Source organism: Chryseobacterium sp. CH25 (assembly GCF_004119455.1).
In the GTDB taxonomy this organism is placed as follows: domain Bacteria; phylum Bacteroidota; class Bacteroidia; order Flavobacteriales; family Weeksellaceae; genus Chryseobacterium.
Window position 1 is genome coordinate 63,258 of record NZ_NRQT01000015.1, and the last position, 22,910, is coordinate 86,167.

Consider the following 22,910-nt stretch of genomic DNA (forward strand, 5'->3'; position numbering starts at 1 on the left):
TTTAAAATTTAACGTTTAACTGGAATCCTATTGTTCTTGCCTGAGGTAGCTGTCCCATCTCAACACCTGGCGTAATGGTAGAATCATCCAATGTAGCTGCTTCCGGATCAAACAATGGGAATTTAGTCCACATCCAAAGGTTTCTTCCAAATACTGCAAGGGTAATATCTGTAAGTTTTAAAGGCTCTACAATTGATTTCGGGAATGAATAAGAGATTCTGGCATCTCTCAGTTTCAGGAACGAAGTATCAAATGAGTTGGTCTCCACGTTTGCTCTTCTATAGTAATCTCCATAATAGGTAGACACCGGAATTCCTTTTGTATTGGGAGAAAAGGTTCCATCCGGATTCTGAACGACTCCCTGACCAACGATTAAACCTCCGGGGTTTTCTCTTCCCGCAAGAGTATGTGTAAGTTTACCCTGTTCAGACATTTTGTGATGGGAGTGAGAGTAAGCAATTCCTTTGTACTGACCGTCGAATGAGAAACTCACTGTAATATTTTTATATCTGAATTCATTCTGAAGACCTGCTCTCCATTTTGGATAAGCATTTCCAATTTTATTCACTTCTGTTGGCTTCGCTGTTAAGCCGTCCTTCGCATCATAAATCACTTGTCCATCCGGAGAATACAGCAATCCTGCACCATACATATCTCCAAGAGAACCTCCCACTACAGCATTATAAAATACTACGCCACCTACACTTCCCATTGTATAAGGTTTTCCGTTATACTCTTCCGGAAGGGAAAGGATTTTGTTTCGGTTCATTGACCAGTTAGCGTTCACGCTCCATGAGAAGTTTTTATTCTTGATCGGATAAGCATTTAAGGTCATTTCAATTCCTCTGTTTCTCAGCTCACCTGCATTGATAATTCTCTTATTATACCCTGTTTCAAGCAGCATTGGAATAATAATCGACTGATCTTTGGAATTGTTCTGATATGCTGTAAAATTGAATGTCAATCTGTTTTTGAAAAAGGTAAAATCCATTCCCCCTTCAATATTGGTAATCATTTCCGGTTTTAGGTTCGGATTCGGATAGAGTAACGGAGATTCTACTGACCCTACAAAACCACTGTTTTCATAATATTTATCAAGCATGTAGTTGTAGGTATCGTTCCCTACTTTAGACCATGATAATCTCAGTTTCCAGAAGTTTAAATTGTCTGATTTTAATTTAAAGATATCTGATAATATGAAGGATGATGATACAGATGGATAAAAATAAGATCTGTTATGGGCTGGAAGCGTACTGCTCCAGTCATTTCTTGCTGTTACATCCAGGAAGATCATGTCTTTATAACTGAAGTTAGCCAATGCATATACACTGTTTACCTGATTATCATTAGGTTTGGGTAATTTATATTCTACCTGCATGGCATTGGAGAGCTGGTAAAGCCCGGCTTTATTAAGCCCGTTTCCTCTGTAATCATTCATGGTATATTCGTGATATCTGATGTTTCCTCCGGCTGAAGCTGTTACTCCAAAGTTTCCGAATTTGTTTTTATAGGTGAATAAAACATCATTATTCAAATCCATGTATCGGATATACTGTTCTCTGTAATATCCTTTTGTGTAGTTGGCAGAGCTCCATGGTCTTCTTTGAGTACGGAATTCATTATTCCATTCCAAACCGGTTTTATAGGCTACGTCAAAGTTTTTGGCTATCTGATAACTGATATTGATATTTCCGGTAATTGTCTTTTTATTGGTTCCATTTAGGTTTTCATAGGCAATCAGGTAAGGATTGTCAATATAAGAGCTGAAAGGGTGAACCTGATCTACCTGTTCCTGCCCTTTCTTCCAGATAGGTCTGTACCACGCAAGATCTACGTTGGGATTCTGAAAGATCATGAAATAAGAGATCGATTGGTTGTTATAACCGGTTGCAGGAAGGTTATCACTTTTGGTCTGGCTAAAATTCACCTTAGTCCCTATCTTCAGCCTGCTGCTCAGTTTATGATCTAAAGATAAAGCTGCATTGAATCTGTCTAAGCCTGTATTAGGCATCATCCATTCATTTTTCAGATAGGAAAGTGATGTTCTGAAAGCGGTAGTTTCATTGGAATGCTCTACAGATAAGCTATTGGAATAATTGGATCCTACCTGCCAGAAGTCTTTGATATTATTTTTATAAGGTCTCCACAGCTGTCTTTCCAGGCTCTGTCCTTCTATATTGGGATCGTACTGGAAGTAATATTGCCCGGCAAATTTCGGTCCGAAAGCACTACTTGTGGAACCAGTGTTTATTCCGTCAGCAGATGCTCCATAAGAATAGTAATAGTTCCCGTTTTTATCTCTCTGCTGAGTTCCCTGCCCATATTCATATTGATAATCCGGCCATTTCAGGACAGAATCATAGCTTGAATAGGAATTAAAAGCAATCTGAACTTTTCCTTTCCTGCTTTTTCCAGATTTGGTGGTAATCATAATGGCTCCTCTTGAACCTCTTGAACCATATAATGCGGATGCTGTTGGCCCTTTCAGAATAGAGATGGATTCAATATCATCAGGGTTGATGCTGTTAAAGCTGTCTCCATAGTCAATAGGTAAATCACCTCCTGAACCTGCTCCATACGCTGAAGTTCCGGTTCCTGTTTTTTTCCACTCAAAGGAACACCATCCACAACAATCAAAGCATCGTTATTCCCCATACTCATTGAGATGTCTCCACGAAGGGTAATACGGCTTGTACCCAAAGGTCCTGCTCCGGCAGTCTGAATCTTTAATCCGGCCACTTTACCTTCTAAAGCCTGTGCCCAGTTATTATTCTGGGTTTTCAGAATTTCTTCAGAGGTAACAGTCTGGGTAGAGTACCCTAAAGACTTATCGTGCCTTTTGATTCCTAAAGCAGTCACCACTACTTCGTCAAGTCCTTTAATAGTGTCTTTCTTAGCTTTCTGCTGAGCCGTCAGACTGGCGCTGAATAATCCTAACAGCGACAAAACCAACAACTTTTGTGTCTCTTTACGCATATCCTTTTTGTTTGCGCAAAATTAAACCGACATTATGAGGATGATCTTAACAATACTTTAACGTTTATTAAATGTTCATTGAATACTATATTAAGTATTTCTTAATAATATTAAACAAATAACTGATTAACAGATATTTGTAAAATTAAGATTTTTTAACACTATTTTCTGGTTCTGCTTATTTGTGTATCTTTATTGTCTTGCTCTGAGATAATAATACAAAATCTAAAGAAAAAGGATCTAAGCTAGCTGAGCTAAGTTTAAGAATAATCGACTGGAAACTCCTTTTAGTCATTAGGTTTTTAACGCAACGCTCGCTAGATCCGGATGATTTTTAAGAACACAAAGGCGTTACACATAGCAATGATTGAGTAATTACCCTTAGCTGAACGAAGTACCTTTGCGAACGGAAATGAGCGTAATCAAAAAAGATATCTTTGCGCTCTCTGCGTTTACAAAATACACTTATTATTGTTTTGCCACGAATGCACGAATTATATTGATCCGGTTTCAGAATCTTATAAAACAAAAGCCCGCCCCTAAGGGACAGACTTTGGAAAATTATTGGTTGTTGTTTGCTTACCGTTATTTATTTTTCAGCTGCTCAGGAATGTTTGTGGTTACAAAACCTATTCCCTGTTTTTTTAATTCATCATATACCGCAACGTCATTTACCGTCCATGAATTAGTGATAAGCCCTAAAGCTTTTGCTTCAGTAATCCAGGTTGGATTTTTCTGGAAAACACTGTAATGATAATCCATCCCGTCCAACCCTTCTTTTTTGATCTGTTCCGGTGATAATTCTCCGTTCAGGTATTGAACTTTAAATGACGGAGCCAGTTTTTTGATCTCTTTACAGATATTCAGGCTGAAAGAAATAAATTCACTTTGAGATTCCAGTTTCATATCCTTAATCATTTTGATCGTCTTCTGAGTGATCTCGTTTTCAATTTCAGGAGTTTTAGCAGGCTTAATCTCAACGATCAGCTTTACAGAAGTATCTTTTTTTCCTTGCTTTAAATAATCTTTTAGAGTGGGAAATTTTTCTCCGTTTGATAATTTCAAAGCTTCCAATTCTTTGAATGAGGTTTCAGAGATTTCCATTTTACCGTGGTGCTCATCGTGATTAATGACCAATACTCCGTCTTTTGTCATTCTCACGTCAAATTCGGAACCGTAAACTTTTAATTTCTGAGCATTTTCTAATGATGCAATGGAATTCTCCGTAGTAGGCGGCTGAGCCTGGAAGTATCCTCTATGGGCAATAATCTGGGTTTGTGCTTTCATTAAAACTGTACTTAAAACTGCTAACCCTAAGATAAAATTTTTCATAATATAATTTAGATAATTAATACTAAGTCCTGAAATTTTTGATAAAGGTAATTATTACAGGACTTAATGTGAAATATAAAACCACAAAAGAAAGGTCTTAATGAGTACTTAAATTAAGAAGCCTGTCTTTTGTGGTTACTAACTGTTACAATTGATTAAAAACTATACTTCGCTCCAATCTGAATCTGGTATGGATTTCCTGAAAGAGGTGCTAAACCGTTACCACTTACATTTTTCGTATATTCAAACTGCTTGGTTACAGGATCGAATTTTTTGATTCTGTACATTGAGGTATTTCCATATGATTCATTTACGCCCCATTCTCTATTAAGCAGATTGGCTACGTTGAAAATATCTACAGAAAGTTCAAATGCTCCTACTTTATCAAATTTTATTTTCTTAGCAATACGTAAATCCCAAACTCCGTAGAATCCGTTCTTACCACCGTTACGCTCTGCAATCTTACCGTTGTATTCCTTCACATAATCTTTCAATGCCTGTCCTACATTTGGATCATCAATAATAGACTGAGCAACATTCGGGAAGATATAGGCAAGGTCATTGCTGTCCACAAAATCTCCGTTGATATTTCCACCTGCTGTCATAGAGAAACGTGTTCCTCCAATTCCTGAATATCTGATTCCTAATGTAAATCCTGCAATCGTAGGTGAGTTACCGTAAATAACCACTTTATTGCGGAACTGGTTGTCAGAATAAGTCATTCTTAAATCTCTCGGATCTCCCTGAACCATTGTAGACAATGTTGCTGAATTGGCTACGTTTCCGTTATATGAGGTATTATCTTTGATATCAGACCAGGTATAACTTGCTGTGATTTCTCCATCTTTCCAATAACGGTAGCTGGTATCCACCACAAACGAGAACTGATTTACTTTACCATCACTCACCAACTCAAGTACCCTTCCGAAATTCTTGTTGATTCTCCCTTCTTTCCAGTCGATTTTTGCACCGTTTATTGCTGAAGTAGGAACATATACCCCTCTTCCACCTTCATTATCCAATGTAAAGAATGGGTTAGCTACCATGTTTCTGTCATAGTAATAGTAGTTATTTCTACCTAAGGCCATATAAGCTGCCAATCCTGCTCTGAATCTGTCATTAAAGAAGTGGGTATACGAGATATTCGCTTTGTAAACAATTGGAATTTTAGCATCTTTCCCCGTATAGTTAATGGTTGGAACCTGATCTTTAGCAAGCGTAGGAATTGAGCCATAATTATTTCTATAACTGTTAAAATCCGGTGTAAGCCCTACAGTAGCAGGATCTACATCTACTGTAGCCAAATGTTTCCCATCAAATACCAAATTATTGATAATCATATAATTGTTGATATCTGAAGAGAATATCCCTGCTCCAAACTTCAGGAAGTCTTTATTCTCTTCATTGATATTCCATTCAAACTGGAATCTTGGCTGAATCACAAAAGATTTGATCTTATTATCCGTTCTGATTCCCATTTCATCAAGTAATTTCTGGTTAAGCTCTGCTTTTGGATAGCCTCCATAATCTAATCTCAGACCAGCCATCAAATCTAATCCTTTGGCAATTTTGGTCTGGAACTGTCCGTAAACACCGATATTCCAGATATTAGATCTTACTGACGGATCATCCATTAAAGGTACTTCTCTGTAAAACCTGTAAGGTTTAAGATTATCGAAATTCTCAAGACTGGTTATCTTTTTATCCGGATCATCCTTGAAATGGAATCTTCCGTTGACCTCACTTCCATAAACTGATTTTGAAGTGGTATACATTAAGTCAGCACCGAAAGTATATTTTACCTTATCTGTATTGTAGTATAAGTTATCTACAATTTGGAATACATTATTTCTGAAGCTTTCCTGAGCAAAACGGTGTCCACCGATCTGGATATTCGTAGATCCGGCACTTGATGCTACTCCTTCAACTATAGCTCTTGGTACAGGTCTTCCCAATTCATCATTCTGGTAGCTATCCTGGAAGGTATACAGATACTGAGCTTTCAACTCATTGGTTAAATTAGACTTCAGGTTTGATCTTAAGGTCAATAATAAACTGTTGTCAAAGTTTTTATCATTTCCATATGATTCAAAGAAATTGATACTGGTATTATCCCCTAACCCGTTTTTGTTAAGATCATAAGTCAAATTATTTCTTAATGTCAACAAATGCTTTTCATTGATCTGCCAGTCTAAACGTAGAAATGCAGCATCAGAGTTTCTCACTTTATCAAAACTTCCGAACTGTGGAGTGTTTCCAACTCCATATTTAGATCTTGCGATATCTAAGAACTTGTTAAGCGTTTCTGTGGTGGTATTGAATCTCTTTTCATCTTCTTTGGACCTGATATCAGCAATAATCAAAGGTCTTGAATCCAGCTGGTGATCCCATGCTACAAAGAAATGAAGTTTATTTTTGATAATCGGCCCACCTAAAGAGAAACCGAACTGAGAAGTAGAGAAGTCATTCTGTCTTTTATTTCCTCTAATGTCATAAGGACTGGAAAGCCAGTTGGCTCTTAAATATTCCCATGCACTTCCGGAAAATTTATTGGTACCGGATTTGGTAACGGCACTTACTGTTCCACCACCACTTCTTCCTAACGTAACGTCATATTGGTTGGTGGTAATTTTAAATTCACGTACGGCTTCAATTGAGATAGAGAAAGGTGCACCGCTTCGGCTGGTGGTTGATCCTGCAGAAGTTGGGTTTTTGGCTGTCATTCCATCAATCGTAAAGTTGGTAGAAGATCCCAGCTGTCCGGAAAGGTTTCCGCCTTTTCCGCTTAAAGGTGAAAGTTCCGTAAGATTGGTAAAGTTTCGCCCGTTTACAGGAAGGATACCGATATTCTTTGCAGAAATGGCTGTAGCAGCTCCCAGGTTACCGATTTTGTTTTTCAGGTTTCCGGTAATCTTTACTTCTTCAATATGTTTTTCTCCACCAAGATCCATGTTAACTGTTACCTGGTCTCCAAAGTTTACATTGTAGCCTTCTCTTTTGTCATCGTTTACAATTACCGTATAAGGTCCTCCCAAAGGAATTTCTTTAAAGATATACTCTCCTTTTGAGTTCGTTTCCGTTTCCGTTCTGAATCCTGTAGACTCATTTATGATGGTTACTTTCACTTTTTCCTGAGCCGTACTTCCCGGCCCGGTTACCTTTCCTACGATGGAAGCCTGTGTAGTCTGTGCATACACTATGGTTCCAAACCCTAAAAACAATAACCCCAGTACAATCTTTACTTTTCTCATGTCTTCAAATTAGATGTGCAAAGGTATTTTTACTTTAAGAGCCTTCTGTTTAAGGGAGTTTTAACATTTTTTTAATTAAATGGAAACGATATGTTAAATTACTTTAAACACTTGTTTTATTTCTTACAGAACCAGCCCGTTGAACCATATTACAGATTGTTAATTTTCCTGTAATATTTAATTCTCTTATTTTTTAAATGGAATTACTTTAGCTATTTTTGCTCAAAAGATATAAACCCGATGTCTGAAAACATTCAACAAAAAATAGAACAGCTCCGCAAAGAGCTGCACCAGCATAACGAAAACTATTACCTTCTGGATACTCCAACCGTTTCAGATTATGAATTTGATATGTTATTAGAGGAGCTTCAGGACCTGGAAGCCAAACACCCAGAGTTTTATGATGAGAACTCACCTACCATGCGTGTAGGCGGTGGTATCACAAAGGTATTTCCTACTATTCAGCATAAATTCAGAATGTATTCTCTTGATAATTCTTATGATTTTGATGATCTGGAAGACTGGGAGAAAAGAATTATCAAAACGATTGATGAACCTGTAGAATTTGTAGCCGAACTGAAGTATGACGGAGCTTCTATTTCTATTCTTTATGAAAACGGAAAGCTTACACAGGCTGTAACCCGTGGTGATGGTTTCCAAGGAGATGAAATTACCCCGAATGTGCGTACTATTTCTGATATTCCGTTGACGTTAAAAGGTGATTTCCCATCGCAGTTCTTTATGCGTGGTGAGATTTATTTAACGAGAAAGAATTTCGATAAGATCAATAAACTTCGTGAAGAGGAAGGCCTGGATCCATTCATGAACCCTAGAAATACGGCAAGTGGAAGTTTGAAAATGCAGGACAGTGCTGAGGTAAGAAAACGTGGATTATCTTCTGTATTATATCAGTTCATTTCTGATGAAATTCCTGCGGAAACTCATTGGGAACTGCTTCAGAAATCACAGGGCTGGGGCTTCAAGACTTCTCAACAGGCTAAACTTTGCAAAACATTAGATGAGGTAAAGGAATTTATTACGTTTTGGGATACGGAACGTCACAATCTGCCTTTCGAAATTGATGGAATTGTATTAAAAGTTAATTCTTTACAACAGCAGAGACAGCTTGGATATACGGCTAAGTCTCCGCGTTGGGCAATGGCTTATAAGTTTAAAGCAGAAAAGGTAGAAACTGAGCTTCAAAGTGTGTCTTATCAAGTGGGAAGAACCGGAGCAATAACTCCTGTCGCCAACTTAAAACCTGTTTTATTGGCCGGAACGATTGTAAAAAGAGCTTCCCTGCATAATGAAGACATCATCAAAAAACTTGATCTTCATGAAAATGATTTTGTGTATGTAGAAAAAGGGGGTGAAATCATTCCTAAGATTGTTGGGGTAAATACAGATAAAAGAACTGATGAAAGCAGAGAAATAGAATATATCAAGGATTGCCCGGAATGTGGAACTGAGCTGGTAAAGATTGAAGACCAAGCGATTCACTTCTGTCCTAATGAACTTCACTGCCCGCCGCAGGTAGTGGGAAGAATGATTCACTATGTCTCAAGAAAGGCATTGAATATTGAAAATCTGGGTGGTGAGACCATCGAACAGCTTTACAGAGAAAAATTGATTGAAAATCCTGCTGACTTCTATGCTTTAACCAAAGAACAGCTTCTTCCTCTGGAAAGAATGGCTGAGAAATCTGCACAGAATATCATTACAGGAATTGAAAAATCTAAGGAAATTCCATTTGAAAAGGTATTGTACGGAATTGGTATCAAGCATGTAGGAGAAACGGTTGCCAAAAAACTGGTAAAAAACTTCCCTACAATTGAGGAATTAAAGAATGCTTCTGTGGAAGAGCTTTGCCAGGTAGAAGATATCGGGGTTAAAATAGCGGTGAGCATTGAAGAGTTTTTCAAAAACACTGAAAACCTACTGATGATTGAACGTCTGAAGTCTTATGGAGTTCAGCTTGAAAAAGGAGAAAGCACCAATGAAGTATTATCTAATGCTTTAGAAGGAAAAACATTCCTTTTCACAGGAAAACTATCACTTTTCACCAGAGAATCTGCTGAAGAAATGGTAGAAAAGCATGGTGGAAAGAATATCTCTGCAGTTTCCAAAAACCTCAACTACCTTGTTGTTGGAGAGAAAGCCGGAAGTAAGCTGAAAAAAGCCCAGGACATCGGAACAATTACCATTCTTGATGAACAGCAGTTTCTGGATCTGATTGAAAAATAACACTATTTTTAAATAATTATAAAATAAACCATTAAGATATTCACTTAATGGTTTATTTTTACAATCTATTCAATAAAAAGAATAAAAAACTACTAACTAAAACTAAACCATGAAAAAAATTTACTTAATCCTTCTCATGACTATGCTTTCTGTTGTACAGGCACAGATTGTTACTATTCCTGATGTTAATTTAAAAAACAAACTTTTATCTTCAACGGCTACCAACAATATTGCAGTTAATTCCGCCGGAAGCAGTATTAAAATAGATGCCAATAATGATGGTGAAATTCAGATTACTGAAGCTCTTGCTGTTTCTAAACTGGACATTAATAGTTCTGCAATCTCTAATTTAAATGGACTTGAAGTATTTTCAAATCTGAAAGAATTAAACCTGATGAGTAATAATTTACTTTCTTTTAATTCAAGTTTTCCAGTACTTAACTCTCTGAACATATCTCAGAATTACATAAGTTCCATAGATGTTACTAATTGTCCACTTCTTCAATCTATTGATGTCACAGGCAATAACCTTATAACACAGGCCCTTAACAATAATTCTATAGTTAATTTAACTACCGGGGGTACGAAGTTGCAGCATTTAGATCTACAAGGAACTCCAGCTGTTAAAAAAGTATCGGTAAGTTTTTCCAATCTTCAATCAGTTAACGGGGGAAATATGCCTTTTTTGGAGGAACTTTCAATAAGTAATGCTCCAACGCTCTCACAGTTCAATTTGAGTGGGTCCTTAAAACTTGAGAACTTAACTATGAAATACACAGGTTTGACTCACCTTGATCTGAGCAACCTTACGGGCCTTAAAACACTGGAATGTACCAATAATAAATTTCAGACAGCAACTCTTGATGGCTGCACTGCTCTTTCTTCGGTAAGAATGGAAAACAATCTTCTCACAAGCCTCAGTCTTAGTAATCTTCCTTCGCTCAGCCTTATGGACATTTCGAATAATAACCTTACTTCTGTAGTGTTAAATAATGTCTATAATCTGCAGTATTTCCAATGTTATAATAACCAACTGACTAATCTTACCATCAATAACGCTCCTAAACTTATCACTCTGTATGCCAGCTCCAATAAGCTTTCTACCCTTAATTTGTCTACAGCTACCAATATCGAAACGTTATGGTGCAGCTCTAATAATCTACTAAGTCTGGATGTGAGCATGCTGACCAATCTTACTTCATTACAATGTATTGAAAATTTATTTACAGAACTTGATTTTTCCCAGAATAAAGCATTGGTGGATGTAGCTTGTAGTTATAATCACAAACTGAAAAAAATATCTTTAAAGAACGGAACCTCTCAGACTTCTATTCTTACTGACTTATTTCCTAATCCAAGCCTTGTTTATATTTGTTGTGATGAAAATGAAATTAGTTATTTCGATGCTGAAAATATTTCTATCAATAGTGGTAAGACAGAAATCAATTCATACTGTTCTTTTACGCCAGGAGGTACATTTTATAAAATTCAGGGAAATACAAAGGTAGATGCCAATAATAATGGCTGTGATCCCAATGATGCCAACAAAGCTTTCCAAAAGTTCAGCATAACAGGAAATGGAGTTACAGGAACTGCAATTGCCAATACATCCGGAGATTTTTCTATTTCAGTACAGCCAGGCAGCCATACAGTGACTCCGGTTCTTGAAAATCCTGCGTACTTTAGTATTTCCCCTTCAAGCATTACTGCCACTTTTCCTCAACAGGCAAGTCCATTAATTCAAAATTTCTGTATAACTCCGAATGGTGTTCATAATGATTTAGAAACAGTAATTGTACCAATTACAGACGCTTCACCAGGCTTTGAATCAAAATATAATATCATTTACAAAAACAAAGGGAATACGATACAATCAGGTACTCTGAAATTTAATTACAATGAGAATGTTATCGATTATATGAGCGCTACCCTTTCCCCATCCTCTCAATCTTCCGGAACACTGAACTGGAATTTCACGAATCTTCTTCCTTTTGAAACAAAAGAAATCACAGTTACTGTAAAATTAAATACTCCAATGCAAATTCCGCCAGTAAACGGTGGTGATGTACTGCATTATACAGCACAAATTAACGGAGCAAACGATGAAACCCCAACTGACAACAATTTCAGCCTAAACCAAACTGTTGTTAATTCTTTTGACCCTAATGATAAAACCTGTCTTGAAGGAACTTCTATTGCAAAAGCCCAAGTTGGAGACTATGTTCATTACCTGATCCGATTTGAAAATACGGGAACAGCCAATGCCAGAAATATTGTAGTAAAAGATGAAATTGACACTTCAAAATTTGATATTTCTTCTTTGGTTGCGTTAAACGGAAGCCACAGCTATGTTACAAGAGTAACCAATCCCAATATTGTAGAATTTATCTTTGAAAACATTCAGCTGCCTTTTGATGATGCCAATAATGATGGATATGTTGCCTTTAAAATAAAGACAAAGTCTACTTTGGGTACTGGAGACACTTTCAGTAATACTGCCAAAATATACTTCGATTATAATTTTCCTATCATTACCAATACCTATACAACATCTGTTTTAGGTACACTGGCTACTTCGGAAGTCAAAAATGATAAAAATGGAATGAGTATTTACCCTAATCCCGTAAAAGATATATTGTACATTCATTCAGCAATTGAAGTAAATAAGGCTGTAATTTATGACACAACCGGAAGAGTAATTAATTCTATTGGTGTAAAAGGAAACACAGTACAAGTTTCGGATCTGCCTAAAGGAAATTATCTTATTAAACTGTTCTTAAAAGATAAGGTTTCTGTACAGAAATTCATTAAGGATTAAGTTCATCAAACAACTATAAAATAAAAGTAAAAAGCTGCGGAATTTTCGCAGCTTTTATGTTTTCAAAACAAGTGTAAACATCTTACAATCAAACAGAAAAATATGGTTAAAAAAAATTATCAAAGTAATTCTTTAAAAGGTTACATTTGTTCAGAATTAAACTAAACCATGAAAAAAATCTATTTAATCATTTCGATGATTCTGTTTGCCCTGTTTCAGGCTCAGACATTGAATGTGGATCCCTATTTGAAAACAAAATTGTTTGCTTACGGAGCAACAAGTGATGCTAACGGAAACTTTATTACTCTGGACACAAATAATGATGGACAGATTCAACTATCGGAAGCTTCGCTGGTTTATAAAATAAATCTATCTAGTCTTTCAAATGCTATTACAGGTTTATCAGTACTTACTGAATTTCCAAATTTAACTGAGCTAAAACTAACAAATCCTGATATATCCTCTAATCTGGTTTTCAGTAATTATACTACTCTTCAAAAATTAATTTTTTCAGGCGGAGGAGTAGGTAACGTAACGATTGAAAACTGCAATGCTCTAAATAGCGCACAACTTGGTAGCTGGGGAGACGTTATCAATATTCAGAACACTTCCGTACAAGAAATTTCTGTTTCCAACATTAATGGGTTTAATATTTCTGGACTTCCTAATCTTAAAAAATTATCATTGGGATCTTCAACAATGACTTCTTTAAATTTAAGTAATCTCCCCACGCTGGAAGAAGTAAATGTCAGTCAAAACCAATTTCTAACAAGTATTAATTTTGCCGGAGATACAGCTTTGAAAAGGCTAGACTTATTTCGTAATAAACTAAGCAGTCTTTCAATTCCTAATCCTTCTTTAGTAAACTATTTAAGTATAGCCTTCAATCTTTTCCAGACTTTTGACGTAACCCCATATACTGGATTGGGAATGTTTCTTGCTCACGACAACCAAATCACAAGTCTGGACTTTAGCTCAAGCCCTCTGATTGGAATGCTTTATATTTACAATAATCAGCTTACTACATTAACACTTAATAATAATCAAAATTTAGGGTATTTGTATGCCAATAATAATCATATAACCAATATTGCATTTGATCAGGCAAGAAGCTTAAAAGGTATTCAGGTAATGAATAATTCGCTAACGAATATTGATTTATCAAAGCAGACTATTCTGGATATTGCTGATCTTGATAATAATCTTAATTTACAGACTTTAAATCTTAAAAACGGAAAGCATAATTATCTTGGCATTGGCTTTTCAAATACACCACAACTGCAATATGTATGTACTGACCCTATAGAAACTAACTATATAATATCGCAATTAGCATACTATAATCAACCCAATGCTGTTGTAAATTCTTATTGTTCTTTCACACCAGGAGGTTCTTCTTATTTTACCCTTCAGGGGAAAACAAGATACGACATGAACACAAATGGATGCGACATTAATGACATGATAAAACCTTTTCAAAAATTCAATATTTTAGGGCAAAACATGGCCATTTCAGATGCGTTCGGATCTTATTCTTTCCCTCTGATATACGGAACTAACACGATCACCCCGATATTGGAAAATCCTTCTTATTTTAACATTACACCACCTTCATTCACTACCAATTTTCCAACACAGCCAAGTCCTCATACGCAGAACTTTTGTTTAACGCCCAATGGTACACATAATGATCTGGAAGTTGTGATGATTCCTATACAGTCCGCCATTTCAGGATTTGATGCTCAATATAAAATCGTTTATAAAAACAAAGGAACAGAAACACAATCCGGAAATATAGCTTTTAATTTTGATCATAACCGAATGACTTACCAGACTGCCACAACAGCTCCTGCCTCTCAGTCTGCGGGAGTGCTCAACTGGAATTTCACGAATCTTCTTCCTTTTGAAACAAAAGAACTCACCGTTACTGTAAAATTAAACACTCCAACACAGAACCCTCCTCTCAATAGTGGTGATATTCTGCATTATACAGCGCAAATCAACGGAGCAACAGATGAAACACCAACTGACAACAACTTCACCCTAAACCAAACCGTTGGCAATTCTTTTGATCCAAACGATAAAACCTGTCTTGAAGGAACTTCTATTGCAAAAACCCAAGTTGGAGATTATGTTCATTACTTAATCCGATTTGAAAACAAAGGAACAGCCAATGCCAGAAATATTGTAGTAAAGGATGAAATTGATGCATCAAAATTTGATCTGTCCTCTGTAGTTGCACTCAATGGAAGCCATAATTTTATAACAGAAATTAAATCCCCGAATATTGTGGAATTTATTTTTGAAAACATTCAGCTTCCATTTGATAATGATCATAATGATGGATATGTTGCTTTTAAAATAAAGACAATATCTACCTTGAATACTGGAGATTCTTTCAGTAATACGGCTAAAATCTATTTTGATTATAACGCTCCTATTGTTACTAATACCTATACCACAACTATTGAAGGTATATTGGCTACTTCGGAGGTCCAAAATGATAAAAAGGCCGTAAGTATTTATCCTAATCCGGTAAAAGATATATTGTATTTGCATTCATCAATTGAAGTTACTAAAGTTGAGGTTTACGATGTAGCTGGCAGACTCATTACTTCTATGGGAGTAAAAGGAAACGCAGTAAATGTTTCGGAACTGCCTAAAGGAAATTATCTGATTAAACTGTTCTTAAAAGACAAGGTTTCTGTACAAAAATTCATTAAAGATTAAGTTCATAAACAATTATAAAGTAAAAAGCTGCGACAATTTCGCAGCTTTTTTTTGCAATTATGAATGCATGATAATCATTCTGTCTTCCGAAGCAAAGCCAAGATTGAAGCTCAGAGACCCCACTAATACACATAAAACAATCACCAATAATTTAATTAAAATATTAAATTAAAAATAAATAAACATTAATTATTTTAAACTAAAATAACAAATCAAAGAAAAATATTAATACATTTACATTAACCAAACATCACTAAACCATGAAAAACATTTATTTTTTGTGCTCTTACTAGCACAAGTGTCTGCTACTGCGCAGATCATTAATTTTCCCGATCCTGCATTCAAAGCAAAATTGGTCTCAGCAACTCCGGGAAATTCTGTTGCTTATAACCTCAGTGGAACAGCAACTGCAATAGATACTAATAATGACGGAGAAATCCAGGTAAGCGAGGCTCAAAACATTTCAAAATTGTCATTCAGCAGTACTTCCATTAATGATATTACGGGAATACAGAATTTTACCAACCTTACTTCTCTTAATGCATCAGGAAATACATCACTTAACTCCGTTGATGTAAGTAATATGGTTCAGCTAAAAGAGTTAGTTCTTTTCACCAACGCTCTGAATGCTATCAATACACAAGGCTGTAATCAGCTTGAAAGTTTCTCATTCAGTAATAACAGCGGTTCTATTTCTAATCTCGGCTTTTTACAAAATCCTTCTTTGAAAAAGCTTATCATGATGAAAAATACACATTTGGCCAGCGTAGATACTTCTAATCTTACAGGGCTGGAAGATATTTTTATAGGGGAAAGTACAAACCTGAATTTTACAAGTTTAAATTTATCCAACAACATCAACCTGAAAAAAATCCACATCGACAAACCTAACCTTACATCACTTACATTCAATACATTAAACCAACTTGAAAATATTACGATCAACAGGACAAAGTTAACATCTCTGGATCTTACCAATGCTCCCCTGCTTAGTAATCTGACCCTCGATCAAAACCCATTACTAAGCACTCTTGTTATTCAGAACAATGCTAATCTGGAATATGTGCGTGTTCAGAATTCGCCATTACTTACTTCTATCAGTGTTCAGAATAAAGCCAAACTACTGGGATTAACTTTAACCGGCACAGGTATATCTTCTTTAAATCTTACAGGATTACCTGAAGTATTTAGTTTGTCATTGAGTGATAATAAAATTACGTCTTTAGATGTTTCCTCTCTTACAGATCTTGTATTCATGTCTATGGGAGAAGATTTTCTTACCAGCATTGATGTAAGCCAAAATACAAAGCTAAGCTCTTTAAATGTTGCAGGTAAAGCTATTACGACCGTAAATACTAAAAATGGAAAACCTAATCTTCAGTTCTATGCAAGCCCGATATCATTGACCCCAAATTTGGCTTATGTATGTTGTGATACGAATAAAGTGAATCAGGTTTCCAATATGCTCCTTTCCTATGGACATACGAATGTGGTGGTTAACAATTATTGTTCCTTCACTCCTGGAGGAGTATTCTATACTGTTCAGGGAACTACAAAATACGACAGCAATAATAACGGTTGTGACCTAAATGACCTAGGCAGGCCATTACAGAAATTCAATATTACCAACGGAACTATTTCCGGAAGCAGCATTGGAAATTCTTCCGGCAATTACTCTATTCCATTACAGGCAGGAACTCATACTATTACCCCTGTTTTGGAAAATCCATCTTATTTTACAATTACTCCTTCATCTGTAAATGTAACATTTCCTAACCAGGCAAGCCCGGTAATACAAAACTTCTGTTACGCAGCCAATGGTGTACATCATGATCTGGAAGTTGTGATCATTCCTATACAGTCTGCAGTTCCCGGTTTTGATGCTCAATATAAAATTGTTTATAAAAATAAAGGAACAGCAGCACAATCCGGAAATATAGCTTTTAATTTTAATGATAGTTTGATGAATTATCAAAATGCAACAGTAACACCTAATTCCCAATCAAGTGGAGCACTCAGCTGGAATTTCACCAATCTTTTGCCATTTGAAACAAAAGAAATGACAGTCACCATGAAATTAAATACTCCAACACAAACTCCTGCAGTGAATAATGGTGATATTCTGCATTATACAGCACAAATTAATGGAGTAACAGATGAAACACCAACTGACAATAATTTCAGTCTAAACCAAACTGTTGTTAATTCCTTTGATCCTAACGATAAAAACTGTCTGGAAGGAACTTCTATTGAGAAAACTCAGGTGGGAGATTATGTACATTATCTGATCAGATTTGAAAACAAAGGAACAGCCAATGCCAGAAATATTGTAGTAAAGGATGAAATTGATGCATCAAAATTTGATCTGTCCTCTGTAGTTGCACTCAATGGAAGCCATAATTTTATAACAGAAATTAAATCTCCTAATATTGTAGAATTTATTTTTGAAAACATTCAGCTTCCATTTGATAATGATCATAATGATGGTTATGTTGCCTTCAAAATAAAGACAAAATCCACCTTGAATATTGGTGATAGTTTCAGTAATACAGCAAAAATTTATTTTGATTATAACCACCCGATTATTACCAATACCTATACTACGAGTGTTCAGGACAGGACTACTCTGGCAACCTCTGAAACCAGCAAAAAAAATAATCAGTTGGTAATTTACCCTAATCCTGTGAAAGACATTCTTCATATACAATCTCCGGATGAAGTGAGTAAGGTGGAAATCTATGATCTGTCAGGAAGAATTATCAATTCTATGGGAGTGAAAGGAAATTCTGTAAACGTTTCGAATCTGCTTAAAGGAAATTATCTGATTAAGGTATTCTTTAAAGATAAAACCTCTGTACAGAAATTCATTAAAGAGTAAACTTATACAAACTACTCTATACTAAAGGCTGCGAATTATTTCGCAGCCTTTTATGCTGTATTGAAAATCTGTTTATTTAAAGACAAGAATTGTATAAGGATTGTTTTCACCAGCTTTAGGGGTTATCAATCTGATATGTTCCTTATTTTTATAATAATCAACATAAGATTCTTTAGTGATAATTTTCCCTTTCTCTGTTTCTTTATATCCTGCTTCTTTTATGATTTTAAGATACTGTTCGTACTCCTTTTTAGTTTTAAATTCATATTCAATCCTGTCATCAGATTGATCTTTGTATTCAAATTTTCCGATTTTGGATTGATAATCAGGAGCTTCATATTCAGCAAGAACAAATCCCAATCCTTCTGTTTTATCATAAAACCTGTAATTAAGGTTTTTCATTTCCTTTTTGAAATCAGCCATTCCCAGTTTATTGAATGCTGTAAATTGCTCTAAGGTAAAGGTTTGTGCAGAAAGGGGGATACTTAATGTTATACAAAATAATAAGGCTAATAAACTTATGATTTTCTTCATTTTGTGAATTTGGTCACAAATATAACGTATAAATCATTAGAAAAGTACTATCATTTACTTGTCATTTCTTCTGCCATCCCAAACAGAAAGTATGATTAATTCAGAATCTGAGAATTCATAAAATATCAAATAATCTCTTACTATTTTAACCCTTACATTTTGGACGTCAGTTTTTCGTCCAATAGTAGGGTGTTCTGCCACTAATCCTATGTTGTACAGGATCAATTTATTCAATTTTAAGCTAAAAGTTTTAGATTTATTTCTAAGAATCCAGTATTCAAGAATATCCTTACGTTCCTGGTTTGCTTTAAAAGTCCAGATTATTTTTCGCCTAGCCATTCTTCTATATCTTGATTGGCCCTATCTTCAGTAAGATACGCTTTGTTTTTATACTCTTCTCTTGCTTCAGCTACTCTTTCTTTTTGAGCATCATTAAGAATATATTCGTTCTGATCTAGCTCAAAATCTAAAAGTTTCTGAATCTCTTCAACGATTCGGGCTTCCTTTAATTGGGCTATACGATTGATTAAATCAAGTTTTAAGTCTGATGTGTTCATCATAAATGAATTGATAATCAAATTTATAAAATTTTATTTAGCCTATCTTAAGATTTTTAAAATTTTCGATATCCTACAAATTATAAGGTCTTATTCTACTATTCAGAAGCTCCAGTAGAACCTTTGCCTTCACATTCAGCATATCAGTCTGAATACTGTAGCGAACTCCTTTAAACTGAGGAAATACTGTTAAAGCCACCTTATCTACAATATTCATATTTTCCTTAGGCTTCTTCATGATCACATAAATATATTCTGAAGTTTTAATTCCATAATGACGTGTATCTGATATAAAAAATAAGGCTACATCGTCAAAACGGATGAATGTGGGTTTTCTTAATACATTATAAATAATAATCTGCTTATCCGTTACCGTAAGTAAAGGTTCACTCCTTACCAGAAGTAATATAGAATACAGTATTCCAAATGAAAAAAGAGTGATCCCGAGAGAAAGCATCACGATTACAAAGAGATTTTCGTCTCCGAAGTTAAGTTGGGAAAGACCTATCGTAAAAACAGATGAAATAACAAGCAGAATAATGCTTTTAATTTTATTGGAATAAAAATGTTGTTCTTTCATATGCTCTCTCGTTTCTATATTTGAGATAATTCAAATATAGAAAACTTTAAGCAATGGGAAGTCTGAAATAAAATGTACTTCCATTATTCAGAGCACTGCTTACTCCAATTTCACCATTCTGTTTTTCAATGAAATTCTTTGAGATAGCCAGTCCGAGACCTGTTCCATTCTGATGTTCACCCGGAACCTGAAAATAGCGGTCAAAGATCTGTCTGTGATATTTTTCATCAATGCCACTTCCTGTATCAATAATATTAAACTGAATAAAATCTTCTACTCTTTGTACAAGAACTTTAATTTCTTCATCCTGAAAAGAGTGTTTTACTGCATTGGTCAGGAAATTATTCATTACCCAGACCGTTTTATCAAAATCAGCGGTTACAAAATCAGTATCTTCCAACTGATATTCCGTGTTGATTGAGATATTCTTCTGCTCTGCCAGTTTTTCAACATTCTTCACGGCGGTCTGTACAATTTCTTTAGGTGAACATTTATCAACGGTAAGACGGATATTTCCGGACTCCACTTGTGAAAGATTAAGGAGTTCACCCGTGATATCCAATAAACGCTGTCCATCTTCATTGATGCTCTTCAACAGTTCCTGTTGTTGCTCATTCAACTCACCGAATTTCTGATTTCCTAGTAACTGTACGCCCATTTTTATAGCAGAAATCGGAGTTTTCAACTCATGGGAAATCGTTGCAATGAAATTGGTTTTAGCAAAATCCAACTCTTTGAAAGGGGTAATATTTCGCAGTAAAATTACTTTCCCGATATATTTTTTCTCCTTCTCCCCTGTTTTAACAATATTAATGGGAACAATATCCTGTTCAAAATAATTTTCCTTATTGTCTCTAACAATCTTAATGGGATCTTTTACCGGATGGTCTATGTTTTTCAACAGCTCCCGCATCAGATCATTATTAATGGCTACTTCATGAGCCGTCTTTCCAATAATATCTTCTTTATGGAGATTCGTAATCTTTAAAGCTTCATCATTAATCATATAGATAAAATGATTTTCATCTAAACCAATCACAGCATCATGCATATTATTCACCAGAGTTTCAATCCGCTTTTTCTCCATCAGCTGTTTGGAAAGGTTACTGCTTTCATATTCCTGAAGCTTTTCTGCCATCACATTAAAGGAATCTGCAAGGCTGTTGAATTCTTCACTTCCTTTAAAATGAACCCTTTCACTATAATTTTTGTCTGCAATCTGTCTGATACTGAACGTCAGCTGATTGATAGGTTCTGCAATAGTTTGAGGCAGATTAAACAATAAAATAAAAGCAATCAGAAAGCAAACCGTTCCAAGACTGACAATCCAAAAAGTGGCATTTTCAGCTGTAATAATAGCGATATCACTTTTACGCTCAATCCCTTTCATATTCAAAGACATGATCCTGGCCAGATCTTCCCGGATCAACTTCTCTTTGCTAATAGTAGGTTCTTTTAAATAACTGTTGAAATGCAGATTCAGATTCTGAGTAGCCTCTTTTTCACCAAATTCTGTAAGGTTTTTTTCCTGCAGCTTATTATTCTTCTGAAAATCGGCTATGGCCACTACACTGTCTGTACTAATGTTATCCAGTGCCAGAAGCATATTTTTAGAAAATTCAAGGCTGTTGTAATTGGCTGTAAGAATCTTCTCTGTATCAGATTTTAATTTATTGATATATACGGAACCTATCACTGAAAGCAGAACGATCAGTAAAAATAAAAGGCCTACGCCTAAGGTAAGTTTTGTTTTAAGTTTCATATGAAGATCCTTATTGTTTTTTAAAAGACATATGCAATCGCGTCATCTTTATCTGTGCTTGTGTTTCCAAATTATTGCGATTTCATTACTTTTAAGATAAAATAATAATATCTACCTGTCTTTCATTCAGTCTGTTCATCAGAGTATAAATCCAACTGTAACCGAACAGACGCTGCCAGAGCTTTGCATGAGGCTTCCCAATACAGACTGTGGTAATGTTATGAGCAATCACATACTCAAGAATTCCGTTCTGAACACTGCTTTCCTTGATTCTGACAACTTTGGCTCCCAATTCCTGTGCTAAATTAAAATTATTAATCAAAAACCGCTGCTTGTCTAATGCTATTTTTTCAGGATTTTCAGAAGGTTTCTGAATATAGAGAACCGTCCACGGACTGTTGTAATAACTTGCCAGCCTTGCTGTTTTTCTAATAATAGTCTTAGCAATCTTCTCATTGCTGCTTATACAGGCCAGAAATTTGATGGGTTTAAAATTTTCGGTCTTAATTTCAGTTTCCACCTTCCTTTCTACGTGCGTTGCCACTTCTTTTAAAGCAAGCTCACGAAGCTGAAGAATATGCCCGCTCTGGAAAAAATTGCTGAGGGCAGTTTGAATTTTCTCTTTCTTATAAATTTTTCCTTCTTTCAAACGGGTGAGCAGCTCATCTGCTGTAAGGTCTATATTTACTACTTCATCGGCCAGTGCTAAAATTTTATCTGGAACCCTTTCTGCAACTTCAACTCCTGTTATTTTCTTTACTTCCTCATTAAGACTTTCAATATGCTGAATGTTCATAGCACTGATCACATTGATTCCGTTATCCAGAATCTCCAGCACATCCTGCCATCTTTTTTTATTTTTAGAGCCTTCCACATTGGTGTGAGCCAGTTCATCTACAAGAACTACTTCCGGATGTTCATTGATAATAGCCTGGAGGTCCATTTCCTCCAGGTTTTTACCTTTATAAAAGACTGATTTTCTTTCAATTTCCGGAATTCCGTCTGCTAAAGCTACCGTTTCTTCACGGTCGTGGGTTTCTATATAGCCAATCTTTACATCAATGCCATTTCGTAAGAGAGAATGAGCCTCCTGCAGCATTCGGAAGGTCTTTCCAACACCTGCACTCATCCCTATATAAATTTTGAACTTCCCTTTTCGGGACTTCTGGATGAGTTCTAAAAAATCTTTTGCTGATGACATTGATTTTATTCTTTTAAGTTTTATTTTAAACACTTTTGACCAGACAT

The 22,910-nt window shown here is 35.5% G+C and carries 14 protein-coding genes; 4 read left to right on the plus strand and 10 right to left on the minus strand.

Features of this window, described 5'->3' with window-relative positions:
* Window position 1: 1 nt before the first annotated feature.
* The 4 genes from BOQ64_RS22480 to BOQ64_RS22490 form a co-directional block, all read right to left on the minus strand.
* Window positions 2-2,548, minus strand: coding sequence for a SusC/RagA family TonB-linked outer membrane protein (locus BOQ64_RS22480; protein WP_317127622.1), 2,547 nt, complete (start codon window positions 2,546-2,548; stop codon window positions 2-4).
* Window positions 2,485-2,976, minus strand: coding sequence for a TonB-dependent receptor plug domain-containing protein (locus BOQ64_RS24640; RefSeq protein WP_262708790.1), 492 nt, complete (start codon window positions 2,974-2,976; stop codon window positions 2,485-2,487). Before BOQ64_RS24640 ends, BOQ64_RS22480 begins: the two co-directional genes overlap by 64 nt.
* A 585-nt stretch (window positions 2,977-3,561) precedes the next feature.
* On the minus strand, window positions 3,562-4,308 hold the full coding sequence (locus BOQ64_RS22485; protein ID WP_129059402.1) for a glycerophosphodiester phosphodiesterase family protein: 747 nt from the start codon (window positions 4,306-4,308) through the stop codon (window positions 3,562-3,564).
* A 155-nt stretch (window positions 4,309-4,463) separates the two neighbouring features.
* Entirely contained in the window at window positions 4,464-7,559 is a 3,096-nt protein-coding gene (locus tag BOQ64_RS22490) for a TonB-dependent receptor (protein ID WP_129059403.1), read from the minus strand.
* A 240-nt stretch (window positions 7,560-7,799) separates the two neighbouring features.
* On the opposite strand from BOQ64_RS22490, the gene ligA reads away from it, so the two are divergent.
* The 4 genes from ligA (at window position 7,800) to BOQ64_RS22510 (ending at window position 18,229) form a co-directional block, all read left to right on the plus strand.
* Window positions 7,800-9,803 carry an NAD-dependent DNA ligase LigA gene (ligA, locus tag BOQ64_RS22495; RefSeq protein ID WP_129059404.1) on the plus strand — a complete coding sequence of 668 codons (2,004 nt, stop codon included), beginning with the start codon at window positions 7,800-7,802 and terminating at the stop codon, window positions 9,801-9,803.
* A gap of 109 nt (window positions 9,804-9,912) precedes the next feature.
* Window positions 9,913-12,621 carry a T9SS type A sorting domain-containing protein gene (locus BOQ64_RS22500; protein ID WP_129059405.1) on the plus strand — a complete coding sequence of 903 codons (2,709 nt, stop codon included), beginning with the start codon at window positions 9,913-9,915 and terminating at the stop codon, window positions 12,619-12,621.
* A 168-nt stretch (window positions 12,622-12,789) separates the two neighbouring features.
* A complete protein-coding gene (locus tag BOQ64_RS22505) occupies window positions 12,790-15,351 on the plus strand; it encodes a T9SS type A sorting domain-containing protein (RefSeq protein ID WP_129059406.1) in 2,562 nt (853 codons plus the stop codon).
* 280 nt (window positions 15,352-15,631) lie between these two features.
* Window positions 15,632-18,229, plus strand: a complete 2,598-nt coding sequence (locus BOQ64_RS22510; protein ID WP_129059869.1) for a T9SS type A sorting domain-containing protein — start codon at window positions 15,632-15,634, stop codon at window positions 18,227-18,229.
* Between the two features lie 72 nt (window positions 18,230-18,301).
* Here BOQ64_RS22510 and BOQ64_RS22515 read toward each other — a convergent pair whose 3' ends face one another.
* The 6 genes from BOQ64_RS22515 to BOQ64_RS22540 all read right to left on the minus strand — a co-directional run bounded on the left by BOQ64_RS22515 (window position 18,302) and on the right by BOQ64_RS22540 (window position 22,863).
* Entirely contained in the window at window positions 18,302-18,763 is a 462-nt protein-coding gene (locus BOQ64_RS22515; RefSeq protein ID WP_129059408.1) for a hypothetical protein, read from the minus strand.
* Between the two features lie 54 nt (window positions 18,764-18,817).
* The gene (locus BOQ64_RS22520; protein WP_129059409.1) at window positions 18,818-19,102 is read right to left on the minus strand and encodes a type II toxin-antitoxin system RelE/ParE family toxin; all 285 of its coding nucleotides are present in this window, start codon (window positions 19,100-19,102) and stop codon (window positions 18,818-18,820) included.
* Window positions 19,084-19,320, minus strand: coding sequence for a hypothetical protein (locus tag BOQ64_RS22525; RefSeq protein ID WP_129059410.1), 237 nt, complete (start codon window positions 19,318-19,320; stop codon window positions 19,084-19,086). Before BOQ64_RS22525 ends, BOQ64_RS22520 begins: the two co-directional genes overlap by 19 nt.
* 73 nt (window positions 19,321-19,393) lie before the next feature.
* A complete protein-coding gene (locus BOQ64_RS22530; protein ID WP_129059411.1) occupies window positions 19,394-19,900 on the minus strand; it encodes an STM3941 family protein in 507 nt (168 codons plus the stop codon).
* A gap of 46 nt (window positions 19,901-19,946) precedes the next feature.
* Window positions 19,947-21,662, minus strand: coding sequence for an ATP-binding protein (locus BOQ64_RS22535; protein ID WP_129059412.1), 1,716 nt, complete (start codon window positions 21,660-21,662; stop codon window positions 19,947-19,949).
* A gap of 91 nt (window positions 21,663-21,753) precedes the next feature.
* Complete coding sequence (locus BOQ64_RS22540; protein ID WP_129059413.1) at window positions 21,754-22,863, minus strand: sensor protein KdpD; 1,110 nt, start codon at window positions 22,861-22,863, stop codon at window positions 21,754-21,756.
* Window positions 22,864-22,910 lie beyond the last annotated feature (47 nt).

Bases quoted from the DNA above. Each gene is read 5' to 3' on its own strand.
- ligA (WP_129059404.1), top strand. From the start codon at position 7,800: ATGTCTGAAAACATTCAACAAAAAATAGAACAGCTCCGCAAAGAGCTG.
- BOQ64_RS22535 (WP_129059412.1), bottom strand. From the start codon at position 21,662: ATGAAACTTAAAACAAAACTTACCTTAGGCGTAGGCCTTTTATTTTTA.
- BOQ64_RS22525 (WP_129059410.1), bottom strand. From the start codon at position 19,320: ATGAACACATCAGACTTAAAACTTGATTTAATCAATCGTATAGCCCAA.
- BOQ64_RS22490 (WP_129059403.1), bottom strand. From the start codon at position 7,559: ATGAGAAAAGTAAAGATTGTACTGGGGTTATTGTTTTTAGGGTTTGGA.
- BOQ64_RS22530 (WP_129059411.1), bottom strand. From the start codon at position 19,900: ATGAAAGAACAACATTTTTATTCCAATAAAATTAAAAGCATTATTCTG.
- BOQ64_RS22540 (WP_129059413.1), bottom strand. From the start codon at position 22,863: ATGTCATCAGCAAAAGATTTTTTAGAACTCATCCAGAAGTCCCGAAAA.
- BOQ64_RS22515 (WP_129059408.1), bottom strand. From the start codon at position 18,763: ATGAAGAAAATCATAAGTTTATTAGCCTTATTATTTTGTATAACATTA.
- BOQ64_RS22500 (WP_129059405.1), top strand. From the start codon at position 9,913: ATGAAAAAAATTTACTTAATCCTTCTCATGACTATGCTTTCTGTTGTA.
- BOQ64_RS22505 (WP_129059406.1), top strand. From the start codon at position 12,790: ATGAAAAAAATCTATTTAATCATTTCGATGATTCTGTTTGCCCTGTTT.
- BOQ64_RS22485 (WP_129059402.1), bottom strand. From the start codon at position 4,308: ATGAAAAATTTTATCTTAGGGTTAGCAGTTTTAAGTACAGTTTTAATG.
- BOQ64_RS24640 (WP_262708790.1), bottom strand. From the start codon at position 2,976: ATGCGTAAAGAGACACAAAAGTTGTTGGTTTTGTCGCTGTTAGGATTA.
- BOQ64_RS22520 (WP_129059409.1), bottom strand. From the start codon at position 19,102: ATGGCTAGGCGAAAAATAATCTGGACTTTTAAAGCAAACCAGGAACGT.